We start from the raw sequence: 15232 nt of genomic DNA, 5'->3' as shown, positions 1-15232 counted from the left end.
CCTTAGTTATGGGCTATTGGTTAGCACCTGCATCATAACGGAGGGTCCTTTTTTATGCAATAGGCTTCATTCTGTTCTCACAGGAATGCTCCTGCGGGACTAGCGGGACAGGTGAGACCCCACAGGCGCGATGTTCTTGCGCGCCTAGGAGGCTCACCGCCCGCCCCGCGGAAAGCGAGCATCCTGGAGCGGAAATCCCCCCACTCTTATATATCTAATAAAAGAGCCTTATGAAAAAAGCTGTCTCTAAACGGTACACTGCGTACCGTTTAGAGAGACAGCTCTTTTAACGCCATTCTTTCCATTTATCCATTAACTGTTGTTTCTTTAATTGAAGCAGCGTATTTCCTTCATCGTCCCTGTTTTGCTTCTGCCATTCGTAGAAACTTGCAACAGCAATAAGCGTCGACCCAGCAATTAAGAGATACGCCCACCATGGCATGTTCCCCCAATATGGCCTCGTTTGGACAAAGACATTTAGTAAGAGGACGCTACAGCCAATAATAAAGTAGGATTTGATTCGATAGAGAAAACCAGCAATGACGGAAGCGAGCGACAAGCCCCCCGCAATAATAGCGTCATAGATTGTGTTGCTTATTAGCGCATCTACAACAAGAATCGATGCTACGATTGTTAGAACTCCCCATTCAATTAGCATCATCACCCGCTTTTCTTTTGACCATGTTGATACTGAGAGATAAATAGTAAGACCAAGCCATGGCAAGATATACACTTCGGTGGTGATATATTGATTAATTTCAATATGGTTGAGAAGCGTATAGTAAGGGATCAATAAGGTTGCAGCTGTGAGACTTTTAACTATTCTAGAAGCGAGTCCAACAGGTACCCTTTTCACTTGAAGGGCAAAAAGAACGACGATCAATAAAGCTGGTAGTTCATCTGCCCAAAGGGAAAGAGTCGCTCCGTTTTGACCTAGAGTTAGCACAGTCAACAATGCCGTTACAGAATACCAGTCTACGTGATTCTCGAGTATGTTCTTCGATTGGAACGAGTAAAGAGTTCGATGAATGAGTAATCCTGCTACGAGAAGGGTCGTTGCTGAAAGAACTCGAACAACCGTTAGCATCTCCATTGTTTCGAATGGAAGTGACAGTATAAACAGCACCACAAAAAGAAGGGGTACGATTGAAAACAAGTGCCATCCTGATTTGTGCATAACATAGAGTAAGAGCACGGCATAAGAAGCGCCTAACACGAACGGAAGAATCGGCATGTCGATAAAGTCAGTTGTGAATGGAACAAGTCCAAAGACAGAGAATGGCACAGCGTACCATTTTATCCGTTCCTTCCACTTATCACCCAACGAGAACCAGAGCGCAAACATTACTAGACTTGAAGCAAAACCAGTGTAGGTAAGTGCATTTCCATTAAGATCAAACGAACTGACCATCGAAATATAGAGAAATGGTAGTATCGTAAACCCTGCATAAAGAGAGGTACGGATTTTCCATTCAGTCGTCCTTGTTAAAATGGTATACAAATAGATTACTAACGCTATGCCGTATAAAATCGGCTCATCTCCTAATTCACTTACTGTGTACAAAAGCGAAATCGGCAGATAAAGGTGAGCAAGATAGAAAAATGCTCGGTGCGCAAATCTATTTTTCTTCGCTAATGTATCGGCGATGAGTATGAGAAGGACGCTTCCTATTATCCACTGAAAGACTCCTTGTATTGGGAAAGCTTCAGCTACTGAAAGATACGCTCCAAGCGTGAAAGAGCTGATAAGATACCACAGCGTTAATTCGTTCGTTCTTTTCAGAACAAAGTAAAGGACACCAATTGCCCCAATTAATAAACCTGTTCTAACAAACAACTCATTTACTGGTGTGACAACTAGCATTAATAACGAAAGACCGTATACACATACACCCGTCCAGAAGGCAGTATCTTCGAGCAACTTCTTCCCTTTTTTCTTCCATAAGTAGTGGAGAGCAATAATTACACACGCTGTGATACCTGTATGAAGTGGAAAGCCATAACCTTCATATCCATTCGCCTTCGTAAATAGAAAATAGAGTACAAGTAAAGCAAGCGTCCATGCAATTGGATTTAAAATTGCACCAACATAGCGAAGCCACAGCCACTTCCCTTTTTGATAAATCGTTAAATAAATAATTCCAAGTACGAAAAGTATGACGCTATCAAGCCACCACGTTTCGGTAATCAATCCAAGTAACAGCGCAAATCCCATTGGACCAAAAGATACAAAAAGCGAGCCAGTTTGAATTCTTGTGGTGTAACGCCCTTTATTCCAGTAGTAACCACCTGCGTATACGATAAATCCTGTTAGAAATTGATGAAGAATTATGGTTGTACTTGAAGGATCCTCATAAAGCAAACTCATTAGATAAAGGCCAGCTGCTGCAAGAAAGACGGGTGATAAGAACCCGAACAGGCGATAGCGCGAAATATTTGCAAGGTACAGATAGTTCAAGCTGATGATGATGTAACCGAGAACGAGCAACCAGGATGGGTCATCATAACGTAAGACAAGCCCTTTGTAACTAATAAATACGAATGCACAGAATGAGACGACAGCACTTGTAAGCTGAAAAGCCTTTTTCAAGTATTGATTTTCGAAAGGTCCAGCCCCCTGAAGTCCGATGAAAATAAATCCAACGAGCGCGTATAACATGACATCAATAGATCCCAGTAGTGAGTTTTCAATCAATTGATACATTCCGTATACGAGTAATACGGTGAACACAAAATGATATTCTTTCTGCTTTCCAATGTAAATCATTGAAAGGTAAAGCACAGCAGTGAGAATCACGTTAAAGCTATAAAACAGTTCGCTTTCGAAGAAGAAAAGCAATAGTAATGTTGAGAGAACTAGATTCCCCTGAGCGTATAATGGAAGCTCTTTCGTAAAGAGTTCTAGATTCTGGACGTTTTTTGTTCTGGCATATGCTAAAAGCAATACGCCATTAAACAAGACAATTCCAAAATAAAAAACATCTACTGTTGGGTTAAACAGATGGATGAAAAAGGCAGCACCAATGCTGAGTGTTATGAATGAAAACCAGACGAACAATCTTGAGTTTTGTCGTAAGGCGTGGAAGGTATAAAGCGGTAAACAGATCAGTACACCTATGAGCCCAAGCACGTCATTTCCTGCACCTGTCACCGATAACCATTCACCAAAAAGCTGAAAGTAACCAGCTGATAACACAACAATCGGTAGAAAGAGGCTTCCAAGGATCAAAAATGCAAAAGCTGTTTTCTCAATCTTTAACTTATGCCCACTCAGCCAGCTGATTCCAAAAAACACAGCTGATATTCCTCCAATTAAGGCCGTTTTCATAGCTGAGGTCATAACATCCCACGTACTTGTTGCGAGTACTAACGCACCTAGTAGGAGAAAAACAACACCGATAATTAATATCCATGTTAGATTTCGATCTCGTAATTCCTGAGGTGATTTCACTTTCTTTTCCTTTACCGGCCGTGGTTTTGTTATCGGCTGCTGTGGAGTTTGCTTTATTTCTAACTCCTTTTGGTTATTTTCAAACGTATCAAGCATCCGCTGATAAGCAGACGAAACAAGGTCGTACGTTTCACCCTTTATGTAATCGTGAAGTCTTAACCTTTTTAATTCATCTTGAAACACATGTTCTCTTTCTCTCTCATTCATCTTCCCCCACCTCCACTTATTAACATATTTTTCCTCTTTTTATTCTTGTCCCTAGTTTACTCATACTCGATTCCACCTTGCAATATGATCACGTAATTTGGCTTATTTAAATCAAAGAAAGTGTCCGCCTGGAGCGGACACTTTCTTTGATTTGTCTTTGAGGGGGGTCAGGTACCGACCTGACCCCCTATGGTTAATCCTGCATAATACCCTCCGCGGGCAGTCAGTTCTTTATGGTTTCCTCTTTCAATGATTTCTCCGCTGTTCAATACGATAATTTGGTCGGCTCGTTGAATCGTATTGAGCCGATGAGCGATGACGAAGCTTGTGCGTCCTTCCATTAGTGCCCACAGCGCTTTCTGAATTTGAATTTCAGTTCTTGTGTCGATGCTGCTTGTTGCTTCATCAAGAATCAGAATCGCTGGGTCGGCGAGAACAGCTCTAGCAATAGAAAGGAGCTGGCGTTGACCATGGCTGATTCCACCGCCATCCTGCTTTAGAATTGTGTCGTAACCGTCAGACAGCCTTGAAATAAACGAATGAGCGTTTGCTACACGTGCTGCTTTCTCAACTTCCTCATCCGTTGCATCAAGTCTTCCATAACGAATGTTTTCGCGCACTGTTCCATTAAATAAGAACGTATCTTGAAGAACAAACCCCATATTTTCTCTTAGACTAGCTCTCTTTATCTTCCTAATGTCGTGGCCTTCTACTTCAATTGATCCACTCGTCACTTCATAGAAACGCATAAGCAAGTTCACAATTGTCGTTTTCCCTGCACCCGTTGGACCAACAATCGCAATTGACTCACCAGGATTTGCTTGAAATGAAACATCTGAAAGCGTTTCATCCTGTTCATAGGAAAACGAAACGTCTTTAAAAGCAACTTGCCCCTTTACATTCTGGAGTTGAATCGCATCATCTTCATCCAATTTTTCTTCTTTTTCGTCAAGTACAGAAAAAACACGCTCTGCTCCTGCGACAGCAGATAAAATCGTATTAAACTGGTTAGCAAGATCATTAAGCGGCCTTGTAAAGAGCCTAGAATATTGAATGAAAGCAACAATCACACCGATTGATACCATTCCTTTTAGAGATAGCCATCCACCTGCAGCTGCAATTAACAGGAAACTCAAGTTATTCAATACATTCATGAGCTTTGGAATAAACCCTGAATAAGTCATCGACCAGAAACCTGATGTTCGAAGCGCTTCATTTTTATTAGCCAATTGCTTTAATACACGTTTTTCCTGCGAAAACGATTTGACGATCTGTTGTCCAGACAACGTTTCTTCTATGACACTATTAAGCTCACCAAGGTTACGTTGCTGCTCTTTAAAGTAATATCCGGTACGTTTCGTGATCCACCTCATGCCCATAAACATAAGTGGAATAATTGTGAATGTAATCGCAGTAAGCACTGGACTGAGCCATAGCATCAACCCGACCGTTCCTGAGAGGGTTAGGATACTCGCAAAAATCTGAATCACAGAGCTATTCAATGTCTTACTCACGTTTTCAATATCATTTGTTAACCGACTCATGAGTTCACCATGCGTTTTTTTATCAAAATACGGAATGGGTAGGCGGTGTAAGTGGTGGAATAAATCCTTTCTCATGCGATAAACGGTTTTTTGTGCAATACCAATCATCCAGTAATTCTGAAAGAAGGTTGCAGCTGACTGCAAAACGTAGACAGCAATGAGAAGGCCAAGAATCATAGGAAGGCCTTTAAGTTGGCCAGGAACAAGGTATTCATCTATGGCAATGCTTGTTAAGTATGGTCCGAGAAGGCCAAATCCTGAGCTTGCGACGACCATCATGATGACAAGTGTTAATAGACCTTTTTGTTTTGAAAGGTAGCGCCAGATTCTGGCGACAGTTCCCTTCAAATCGTCCGGCCGCTTTTTCCCATGCTGGTTATGTTTACCTAATCTCATGATAAGCCTCCTCTCCATACTGAGACACAAATATATCTCGGTAAACGGAATGATTCAGTAGCAGTTCATCATGAGTTCCTTCTCCTATTAGTTCCCCATCTTCTAGTAGAAGAATTTTATCCGCTTCTTTAATCGAGCTTATCTTTTGTGCAATCAAAATCACCATACTCTGCAAATCGCTCAACGACCTCTGCAAGTCCGCTTCTGTATTTAGATCAAGCGCACTAGTACTGTCATCTAGAATAAGAATTTCCGGTTTTCGAATCAGAGCACGAGCAATTGAGAGCCGCTGTTTCTGTCCACCTGAAAGGTTAATCCCTTTTTGCCCGAGCACCGTCTCATACTGATTCGGCAACGACATGATAAACGAATGAATCTGGGCAGCTTTTGCAGCAGACAAGATCTCACCTAAACTCGCGTTTTCCTTCCCCCATCGAATGTTATCACTAATCGTTCCACTGAAGAGAATCGCTTCCTGTGGAACCATTCCAATACGGTTTCGTAACTCTTCTAGCTGATAATCCTCAACATTACGCCCATTCAGTGTGATTGTGCCTTCAGTGGGTTCATATAATCTTGGAATGAGCTGGACGAGGGAAGATTTACCTGATCCTGTCGCGCCAATTACTCCAATGAATTGTCCTTGCTTGGCTGAGAAGCTGACTTGTTTCAACACATCATCTTCTGAATCTGGATAGTGAAAGCTAACGTCATGAAATTGAAGGGTCTTAAGCTCTTTCATAGTAGTTTTTAACCCCTCTTCCTGAATTGTTTCAGTCGTCAGCACTTCTTGCATACGAAAAGCCGAAGCCCTAGCACGGGATAGAATCATAAGAATAAAAGAGAACATTGTAAGCGCTACTGTAATCCTTGTGCCATAGGTAATAATGGCAGATATTTCACCAACTTGTGCGGTACCAGCAACAACTTTCAAGCCTCCAAACCAAACAACAGCTACAATGGCTACATTCATTAGTATGAGCAGAACAGGTGTAGCGAGCTCAATAAGGCGGAGTGATGAGACCGTTTGATTCATTAAATCTTCATTAACACCTTTAAACCGCCGCTGCTCGTGCTTCCCCCTAAGATATGCTTTAATTAGCCTTACACCTACAAGATTTTCTCTCATAACACCATTTACTCGATCAAGTTTATCTTGAACAGAACTGAAAAGAGGAACCCCTTTTTTCATAACAAAATACAGGAAAACCATAACGAGTGGAATTGCAGCAGTTAAAAGAAGTGCTAGTTGCACGTCAACAACGAAGGCCATCACAACACCACCAACAACAAGTAGCGGTGCTCTGACCATAATTCGAAGTCCCATAAACACAACGAGCTGAACTTGATTAACATCATTCGTTAATCTAGTAATTAGAGAAGAAGTGGGAAACCGATTGAAATCTTTAAAGGCGAATGATTGAACTTTCTCAAAAAGTGCTTTCCTTAAATCGAAAGCGAAATGCTGACTAACGTATGCAGCAAGAAACGTATTAATGATCGAAGCAATGAATGAAACGACGGTTAGAACAACCATGTAAATTCCTAGTCTGGTAATCACGTTAAGGTTCTCTTTCACAATTCCGTTATCAATAATGTCTGCCATCATTAAAGGAAGCCATAATTCAACAACAAGTTCAACTAACATTAAGAGTGCTGCAATAGTCGCAGCGACCCGGTACGGTTTAATATAGGCTAATACGTTCTGCACAGCATCCTCCCCTACTTATAAGGCGTCTAATTGTATTTATATTGTACAGGATATTTAGGGACTCGAACAAATATGTACTTTTAAAAAGAGTCGGAAACTCAAAGAGCCAGCTCATTAGTTGAGCCGGCTCTCTTCTATGCTTTATTGCTTTTCGAAACGATCATTTCAAGGTCACCTTCAATATGACAATCCTTCATTGTAGATGGAATAATAAAGTGGTCTCCTTGATTCACAGAGTAAGAAGCCTCTCCTGACGTTATATTCCCCTCTCCGCTTAGAACACTAACAAGCAAATAGGGGTGATCAGTATGAAGAGCATATTCACCATCCAATTCCCAGCGATACACGGTAAAATAATTTGACTCAACAAGCTGGATTTGCGTAAGACCATCCTCTTCCAACGTAACAGGATGGAACGGAGGATCCTGATGAGGAATCGTAGATACATCAATGGATCGTTCAATATGTAACTCTCGTGTATTTCCATCTGCGTCTTTCCGATCATAGTCATAGACGCGGTAAGTTGTATCAGAGCTTTGTTGCGTCTCAAGAATCATCGTACCTGCACCAATAGCATGAATCGTGCCGCTTGGAACAAAATAAAATTCACCTGGCTCAATTGGAACACGACGTAGAAGCTTGTCCCATTCTCCGTCTTCAATCATTTGTTCAAATGATTCTTTTGTTTGCGCGTGGTGACCAAATATTAATTCAGAACCTGGATCACAATCTATAATGTACCAGCACTCCGTTTTGCCATACGCTTCCCCTTCAACTTCTCGTGCATATGTATCATCAGGATGTACTTGAACAGATAAATCTCTGTCCGCATCTAGAATTTTAACTAACAATGGAAAATGCTCGCCCGTTTCATAACCAAACAATTCTCGATTGCTCTCCCATACCTCGTTCAGCTTTTTACCAGCAAGTGGTCCATTAATGACTTCACTCGGACCATTTTGGTGAGCAGAAATTCCCCAACATTCTCCTGTTGTTTCAGATGGAATGGTATAACCAAACACATCGCTTAGCTTCGTACCTCCCCAAAGCCGATCTTTAAATTCAGGTTTTAGAAAAAGCGGTTCATTTTGATACATCTTCATTTCCCCCTATCATTTCGTTATTGTTCTCCTACCTTCCGGCGTGCGTGCATTGCTGCACCAATAATTCCAGCCTTATCATTTAGCTGAGCTGGCTCGATCTTGATTTTACCCCGTAGACCTTCATACACATACTGATCCACTTTTCCCCTTATAAGTGGAAGGATCATCTCTTTCGCCTGCATAACGCCCCCTCCAAGAATGAAAATAGCTGGATCAACCGAATGTGCAAGATTAGCAATCCCAATTGCAAGAGCATCAATCGCTTCATCTATAATTCGGAGCGCTTCTTCATTTCCTTCCTGGGCAAGTTGAAAAACTTCTTCAGCTCCCCCAGATAAGCCAATCCTTGCTTGTCCTTCTCTTGCAATCGATGTGCCAGATGCCAATGATTCCAGCGAACCAGCATTCATATTGGCATGCCTCATGCCACCAGGTTTAATAATCATATTCCCAATTTCTGCACTGTATCCGTGCTCACCCTGAATGAGACAGTTATCCTGTACATATCCGCCACCTATTCCAGTACTTACTGTTATGTAAAACGAACTACTTCTTTCGCGACCGCCTCCGAACATCGCTTCTCCAAGCGCAGCAGCATCTGCATCATTTACAAGGAAGACAGGAATACCAAGTTCCTCACGAACAATAGACGTAATCGGGACATCTTTCCATCCAGGTAAATTAGGAGGAGCTACTACGATACCATCGAATGGATTTAATGGACCAGGTGAGCCAATACCGACAGATACAGCTGAATAAGCTTTTTTAACATCTTTAATTAAAGCAATCATTCTTTTAATAATTGATTCATAGCCAGTTGCCGCATCTGTTGGAATTTGTTTAACTTTCAGCAGTTGACCCTTTTGATCTACAATTCCAACTCGAAGGTTCGTTCCTCCTAGATCCACTCCAATATAAACGTTCTCCATCGATCTACCTCCTCACATTTCTTTTCTATTATACTATCATGAAAATCCTTTACTAGGACATAACTCTCCTTCTATCTTTAAAAAGCAGTAGGTCTACATAAGAGTACAAAATAGAACAAACTTTCGTTTAATATGATAAAAAACAATAAATTGTTAGAAAATTCTTTCTAATAATGCTTTCCTCTGATAAACTAGTACTAAAATCATGTAAATAAGGTGACTTAAATGGTATTTGACGGTATTTTATTGTCTATCCTTATCGGTTTCTTACGAAAAGGGAACCTAAAGGGTTTTGCTTATTTATCTTTCCGAGCTGGTTGGATTTTTCCTTTATTACTTCTGGTTGAAATTCTTGTCTTTGTATTCCAAACCTCATACTCCTGGGTGGCTACACTGAGCGCCCCCCTATTTATGATCATATACGTAGTAGGACTTATCTTTCTCTGGCTAAATAGAAAAATGAATATCGGTGTAATGCTTCTATTTATTGGCGTTCTTTTAAACTTCATTGTCATGGTTCTTAACGGAGGTAGAATGCCAGTTTCACTTGAAGCAGCAACCATTCTTGATCCAGCATATGCAGAAGCAATTCAGCATGGTTTATATGGGAAGCATGCTGTACTAACAGATAGCACATTGTTTGGTTTTCTTGGAGACGTTATTCCCATTACAGATCCTTATCCGAAAGATCAAGTTATTAGCATTGGCGATATCATCATGAATATCGGAATTTTCATTTTCATACAGCACGTTATGGTCAAGACCAAGCATCCAGAAGAAATCCTCGCATCGACCCAATCTGAAGGGAGGTGAACGTTCATGGAACGAAAAGAGGGCATTAAGCTTACAGGCATCCTTATGAATATTGCTATTATTACTACAGCTGTTATTGCACTAACTTCTGGATTTAAATTGGTTTAATAAGTAAGGAGAGGCCAAGCTTCTCCTTTTAAAAAAACTAAATTTAAATGAGCGTGATAAAGACATGAAGGGCATATTTCAGAAAAACTCACAGGTTGTAAGCGTATATATACTATTAGCTTCAATCGCAGGAACAACTTTGTTTACGACACAATACTTGCTTACATTTACACCACCAAACTGGAGTCTGGCCTTCACGTTTATAGTAGCCATACTACTTCTTAATCACTATACAATTCTTTTGCCACCTAGCGGAAATTCTCTATCAATGGATTCCTCTATTTATCTAGCAGTATTATTTGTACTTGGACTGAACGTAACACTTACCATCTTACTCGCAACCTCCATCATCTATGCCATGTATAAAAGAAGCGTTGTTTGGTGGAAGCATCTCTTTAACTTCTCCATTTATACAATCATGATTATTGGGGCTTATGAAATTTTTCTTATTTCAGGTGGTAACCTTGGAACGCTATCGTTTTCTAATGGGACTAGCTATATACTTTCGTTAAGCGTCTACTTTGTTTTAAACGTATTACTTATAGGTATTTTCTTTCTTCTTACAGCGACGGAAAACTTACTAACTATTTTTCGTGGCATGTTTAAAGAAACCATATCAAGTTATTTCATAACACTCGTTTTGTCATTGATCCTTGTATTGCTAATGCAACAGGAAATTATCCTTGGCGTACTTTTATTTACATCAGTTGCAGTTCTACTTTCTATGTCTTTTAAGCAATATTTCGAACTTTATTTGGAAGTCTCGCAAAAAGCGGATGTCGACCATCTAACAGAGTTATACAATCATGGTTATTTCAAATCGTTGTTGGAAGAAGAGATTAAAACGGCAAGAGCAACTGGTCAACCCATTTCCGTAGGACTCATTGACCTGGACGATTTCAAAAAGTATAACGATCAACATGGGCACTTACAAGGAGATAAATTACTCAAGCACTTTGGAGCCGAACTGAAAAAGAATGCGAGCGATACGTCTACAGCTGCAAGATATGGGGGAGAAGAGTTTGCCATTTTGATGCCTGGGAAAACTGAACTTGAGGCTTATCATTTTGTGAATCAACTCAGGAAGAAAGTAAATGACATTTATTTTGAAGGTGTTGAAGTTCTTCCACACGGTTGTTTATCCTTTTCGGCCGGCGTCATTCAATTCAATAAGGATATGTTCCATACATCTGAAGTACTTGAGAAAGCAGATCAAGCGATGTATTACGCAAAGACAAAAGGAAAAAATAATGTATGTATTTATAAAGCGGAAAATGTTGCGAAAGAAACGGTTTACAATAAGAACGAAATGGAACTCCTAGAACAACAGCTGAAGATCTTTCTATATAAAGACGTATATACGTACAGACATAGTAGAAGAGTTTACGAATACGCTATCGAGTTTAGTGCGAAGCTTAACTTAAACGCAAATGATGAGAAAACACTTGTAATGGGCGCATTGATTCATGATATTGGGAAACTTGAAATCCCACGTGATGTGATAAATAAAGAGGGGAAGCTCACAAAAGATGAATGGGCGATGGTTCAAAAGCACGTGATTTGGGGTAGAGAGATTGTCGCAACGAATCGAGAGCTTCACTATCTCCTTCCATTAGTAGAGCTACATCATGAACGTTATGACGGAAAAGGCTATCCGTATGGATTAAGTGGACAAGAAATTCCTAGGCTTGTGCGGATGCTTACGATTATTGATTCGTTTGACGCTATGACCACCGAGAGACCTTACCAGACAACAAAATCATTTAGTGAAGCGATTATTGAGTTAGAGAAATGTGCCGGTACACAGTTCGATCCGGAGCTCGTTGAACGCTTTATTGAGGTGATTAAAGAAAATCCGACTTTGTACGAGAAAGCAACTGATACAACAGTTCATATTGGTATGTAAGGGAAAGAGCGAATGGTTTAGCATTTGCTCTTTTTTCTATGTTCAAGAGCTGTTCAACACCGTTACCACATTGGCTCATCTTGATCGGTTACTTCATAAAAGAAAGGGAGACTAAGTAGTGTTAGAATACTGATGAAAACCTCGATACTTAGAATAAGAGAAAAAGGTAGCCCAAAAGCTATTAAAGGTAACCAGAACAGTGCAACAATACTCGGAATAAGAGATAAGTTATTTCGAGATCGTCTAGTTACATATTGTTCATTTCCACAAGTAGGACATGAAACGGCTTTTCTAATTGTAAACATAGTGAAAAACGTTTCCTTCCATGTCCACTTTGAATGACATGTACAGCAAGTTGTCATAGCGATCCCTCCTACTCTTAATACGATTTCATAGCAAGAATGGTTTCATAACAGATTTAAAAAGGTTTTGGATTAAAAATCACACTTGGCTGATTGGAGCGGAAGGATGCTCGACTCCTGCGGGACTAGCGGGACAGGTGAGACCCCACAGGCGCGCCCAAAGCGCGCCGAGGAGGCTCAGCGCCCGCCCCGCGGAAAGCGAGCATCCTGGAGCGGAAATCAAAAACCATTCTAGTAGCAAAAAGGCTCATTGCTTATACCAGAATACCGCTACTTCTCTGAGAGTGCATATATCATGAGCTTAATCGAGTCACGAATACTAGTATACGGAAATCCGATGTGCGCTGAATGATGAAGTGTCATTTCAAACGTAGGTGGCACGTGTATGAATCCTGCTGGAATATCCATTCCTTTTTGTTCGAGAGCGTACAGGACGCTATACATGACATTATTGCAAAGGTAGGTTCCGGCCGTATTTGAAATCTCCGCTGGAATGCCATTTTGCACAAGCGCATCGGTCATTTTCTTAATCGGGAGCGTTGAAAAATAAGCTGCTGGCCCACCTTTGATGATTGGTTGATCTTCAGGAGCATTTCCAGAATTATCTTCAACACTATCATTTACGTTAATCGCTATCCGCTCAGGTGTTACCTTCGTTCGGTCAGCAGCAAGTCCAAGCATCATAATCGCAGCTGGTTCACACTGTACAACGTATTCAATCAGCATCTCTGCTGCACGTTCATAATCCACCGGAAGAACACGCGAAATAACCTCAAATCCTCCAACTATCTCTTCATCTAGTTCCCTAACAATTTGTTCAGTAGGATTGTGACGATGCTCTAAAAAAGGTTCAAATCCAGTTAAGAGTAGTTTCATCCTGCACTCTCCTTTCAAATAGTAACATGATATTAATGAAGACCTTCTCCTATTATATACTGTTTTATTACCTAAAACAGTGTAGTTCAACCTTGAAATCGTAGTAAATCTTTACCACTCAACAGGGAGACGTCACCGGTAACGTGTCTGTCCCCCACTGCTTTAAAGCAGGTATCGATGAGCTCAATCGAGAATGCTTAGTTTATAGAAAAGATGTTATTAAAGGAGGACTATACATGTATTCAAAACTTGTTTTTACTCCATTAAGTTATACGGGTTGGGGATCGCTTGAACAACTACTTCAAGAGGTTGAGAAATATTCCCCCCAAAGAATTCTCGTTGTAACTGACTCCGTTCTTGAGGAGATTGGGCTTGTTGATCGCGTGCGACAACCGTTGCAACAAGTCGGCTATAAAGTTGATGTCTACACAGATATCGTTCCAGAACCTCCTCTTGCTATTGGTGAAAAACTCGTAAGCTATACAAGAGAAAAAGCATTTGACCTCGTCATTGGTCTTGGTGGCGGAAGTGCGCTTGATCTTGCTAAATTAACGGCAGTTCTTTCAAGTCACGATGGTCCTGTTGCTGACTATCTTAATCTATCAGGCAGTAAACAGATAACTGAAAAAGGACTACCAAAAATACTAATTCCGACAACAGCAGGAACGGGATCCGAAGTCACAAATATCTCAGTTCTATCACTTGATCGAACGAAAGATGTTGTCACACATGACTACCTACTTGCTGATGCGGCAATTGTTGATCCTGAATTAACAATTTCAGTTCCATCCAAAGTAACCGCTGCAACTGGTGTTGATGCCCTTACCCACGCAATTGAAGCCTATGTTTCCGTTAATGCAAGTCCAACGACGGACGGGCTTGCCTTACAGGCGATTCGTCTAATCAGTCGCTCGATTAGACGAGCTGTCGAAAACGGAGAAGATCATGAAGCTCGAACCGATATGAGTAATGGCAGCTATATCGCGGGGCTCGCTTTCTTTAATGCCGGAGTTGCTGGGGTTCATGCACTCGCCTATCCGCTTGGTGGACAGTTCCATATCGCTCACGGTGATTCGAACGCAGTTCTTCTTCCTTATGTCATGGGCTACATACGGAGAAGTTGCACAAAACGAATGAATGATATTCTTAATGCTCTTGGAGGAAACACTCAGTATTTATCTGAAGAAGAAGGCTCGTACGAGTGCGTTCGCGAGCTTCAAAAACTCGTCCGAGACGTAGGCATTCCTGAAACACTCCGCGGATTTAATATACCTCTATCTGCTCTTGATTCTTTAACAAAAGATGGAGTAAAGCAACAAAGATTGCTTGCAAGAAGCCCTCTTCCACTTCATGAAGCAGATATTCGAGCCATTTATCAATCTGCCTTCGATGGGAAGATCGTTGAACAGGCTCATTCCAAAGTCCAACATCCTTAATATTTATGATTGATTCGTAACTTCATAGGGAACATTTATAGGAAAAGCAGAACTGGTGGTGTATCTTTTGGGCTATTTCTTACTTCTCATTCTTTCACTCGCAATTCTTATTTTCCTAATCCGAGTGCCGTTAACTGAACGCTTTCCTCCAGCTATTAGGAAGATGGGGATTGTTTTTCTTGTAGGGTTATCTGTTGTATTTCTCGTATTACTGATTGGATCATTTTTATAGACTCTTATCTAAATGCTCTTTTCCCAAAGATTGTTGCTATAGCTAGGTAATTTCCGCTCCAGGATGCTCGCTTTCCGCGGGGCGGGCGGTGAGCCTCCATAGCCGTCAAGCTAATGGAAACATAGAGTATGAAATGATCGTTCTGTTATGGTTTGTTC

At 40.9% G+C, this 15232-nt stretch carries 11 protein-coding genes; 4 read left to right on the top strand and 7 right to left on the bottom strand.

Going from position 1 to position 15232, the window contains the following annotated elements; all coding sequences use genetic code 11:
- Positions 1–286: 286 nt before the first annotated feature.
- The 5 genes from JI666_RS20660 to JI666_RS20640 all read right to left on the bottom strand — a co-directional run bounded on the left by JI666_RS20660 (position 287) and on the right by JI666_RS20640 (position 9341).
- Positions 287–3658, bottom strand: a complete 3372-nt coding sequence (locus tag JI666_RS20660; protein ID WP_206894964.1) for a hypothetical protein — start codon at positions 3656–3658, stop codon at positions 287–289.
- A 167-nt stretch (positions 3659–3825) separates the two neighbouring features.
- Positions 3826–5598, bottom strand: a complete 1773-nt coding sequence (locus JI666_RS20655; protein WP_286171003.1) for an ABC transporter ATP-binding protein — start codon at positions 5596–5598, stop codon at positions 3826–3828.
- Entirely contained in the window at positions 5585–7309 is a 1725-nt protein-coding gene (locus JI666_RS20650; RefSeq protein ID WP_206894962.1) for an ABC transporter ATP-binding protein, read from the bottom strand. The genes JI666_RS20655 and JI666_RS20650 overlap by 14 nt, the downstream gene beginning before the upstream one ends.
- A 134-nt stretch (positions 7310–7443) precedes the next feature.
- The gene (manA, locus tag JI666_RS20645) at positions 7444–8406 is read right to left on the bottom strand and encodes a mannose-6-phosphate isomerase, class I (RefSeq protein WP_206894961.1); all 963 of its coding nucleotides are present in this window, start codon (positions 8404–8406) and stop codon (positions 7444–7446) included.
- Positions 8407–8429: 23 nt separating this feature from the next.
- On the bottom strand, positions 8430–9341 hold the full coding sequence (locus tag JI666_RS20640; RefSeq protein WP_206894960.1) for an ROK family protein: 912 nt from the start codon (positions 9339–9341) through the stop codon (positions 8430–8432).
- A gap of 225 nt (positions 9342–9566) precedes the next feature.
- Between JI666_RS20640 and JI666_RS20635 the strand changes: the two genes are divergently transcribed.
- Together JI666_RS20635 and JI666_RS20630 are read left to right on the top strand one after the other, a co-directional pair.
- Complete coding sequence (locus JI666_RS20635) at positions 9567–10154, top strand: DUF5317 domain-containing protein (RefSeq protein ID WP_206894959.1); 588 nt, start codon at positions 9567–9569, stop codon at positions 10152–10154.
- Positions 10155–10326: 172 nt separating this feature from the next.
- Positions 10327–12168, top strand: coding sequence for a diguanylate cyclase (locus JI666_RS20630; protein WP_211201575.1), 1842 nt, complete (start codon positions 10327–10329; stop codon positions 12166–12168).
- 62 nt (positions 12169–12230) lie between these two features.
- Here JI666_RS20630 and JI666_RS20625 read toward each other — a convergent pair whose 3' ends face one another.
- Complete coding sequence (locus JI666_RS20625; protein ID WP_206894957.1) at positions 12231–12530, bottom strand: TIGR04104 family putative zinc finger protein; 300 nt, start codon at positions 12528–12530, stop codon at positions 12231–12233.
- Positions 12531–12800: 270 nt separating this feature from the next.
- Entirely contained in the window at positions 12801–13406 is a 606-nt protein-coding gene (locus tag JI666_RS20620) for a pyroglutamyl-peptidase I (protein WP_206894956.1), read from the bottom strand.
- A 236-nt stretch (positions 13407–13642) separates the two neighbouring features.
- Between JI666_RS20620 and JI666_RS20615 the strand changes: the two genes are divergently transcribed.
- Together JI666_RS20615 and JI666_RS20610 are read left to right on the top strand one after the other, a co-directional pair.
- Positions 13643–14842, top strand: coding sequence for an iron-containing alcohol dehydrogenase (locus tag JI666_RS20615; RefSeq protein ID WP_206894954.1), 1200 nt, complete (start codon positions 13643–13645; stop codon positions 14840–14842).
- Positions 14843–14909: 67 nt separating this feature from the next.
- On the top strand, positions 14910–15074 hold the full coding sequence (locus tag JI666_RS20610) for a hypothetical protein (protein ID WP_169525325.1): 165 nt from the start codon (positions 14910–14912) through the stop codon (positions 15072–15074).
- Positions 15075–15232: the final 158 nt, after the last annotated feature.

Source organism: Bacillus sp. NTK071 (assembly GCF_017303315.1).
Classification (GTDB): Bacteria; Bacillota; Bacilli; order Bacillales; family Guptibacillaceae; genus Guptibacillus.
This window is presented reverse-complemented; position numbering and strand designations above follow the sequence as displayed.

What these genes read in the sequence shown, in the direction of transcription:
- JI666_RS20660 (WP_206894964.1), bottom strand. Translation starts at nt 3,658, where the DNA reads ATGAATGAGAGAGAAAGAGAACATGTGTTTCAAGATGAATTAAAAAGG.
- JI666_RS20655 (WP_286171003.1), bottom strand. Translation starts at nt 5,598, where the DNA reads ATGAGATTAGGTAAACATAACCAGCATGGGAAAAAGCGGCCGGACGAT.
- manA (WP_206894961.1), bottom strand. Translation starts at nt 8,406, where the DNA reads ATGTATCAAAATGAACCGCTTTTTCTAAAACCTGAATTTAAAGATCGG.
- JI666_RS20640 (WP_206894960.1), bottom strand. Translation starts at nt 9,341, where the DNA reads ATGGAGAACGTTTATATTGGAGTGGATCTAGGAGGAACGAACCTTCGA.
- JI666_RS20635 (WP_206894959.1), top strand. Translation starts at nt 9,567, where the DNA reads ATGGTATTTGACGGTATTTTATTGTCTATCCTTATCGGTTTCTTACGA.
- JI666_RS20630 (WP_211201575.1), top strand. Translation starts at nt 10,327, where the DNA reads ATGAAGGGCATATTTCAGAAAAACTCACAGGTTGTAAGCGTATATATA.
- JI666_RS20625 (WP_206894957.1), bottom strand. Translation starts at nt 12,530, where the DNA reads ATGACAACTTGCTGTACATGTCATTCAAAGTGGACATGGAAGGAAACG.
- JI666_RS20620 (WP_206894956.1), bottom strand. Translation starts at nt 13,406, where the DNA reads ATGAAACTACTCTTAACTGGATTTGAACCTTTTTTAGAGCATCGTCAC.
- JI666_RS20615 (WP_206894954.1), top strand. Translation starts at nt 13,643, where the DNA reads ATGTATTCAAAACTTGTTTTTACTCCATTAAGTTATACGGGTTGGGGA.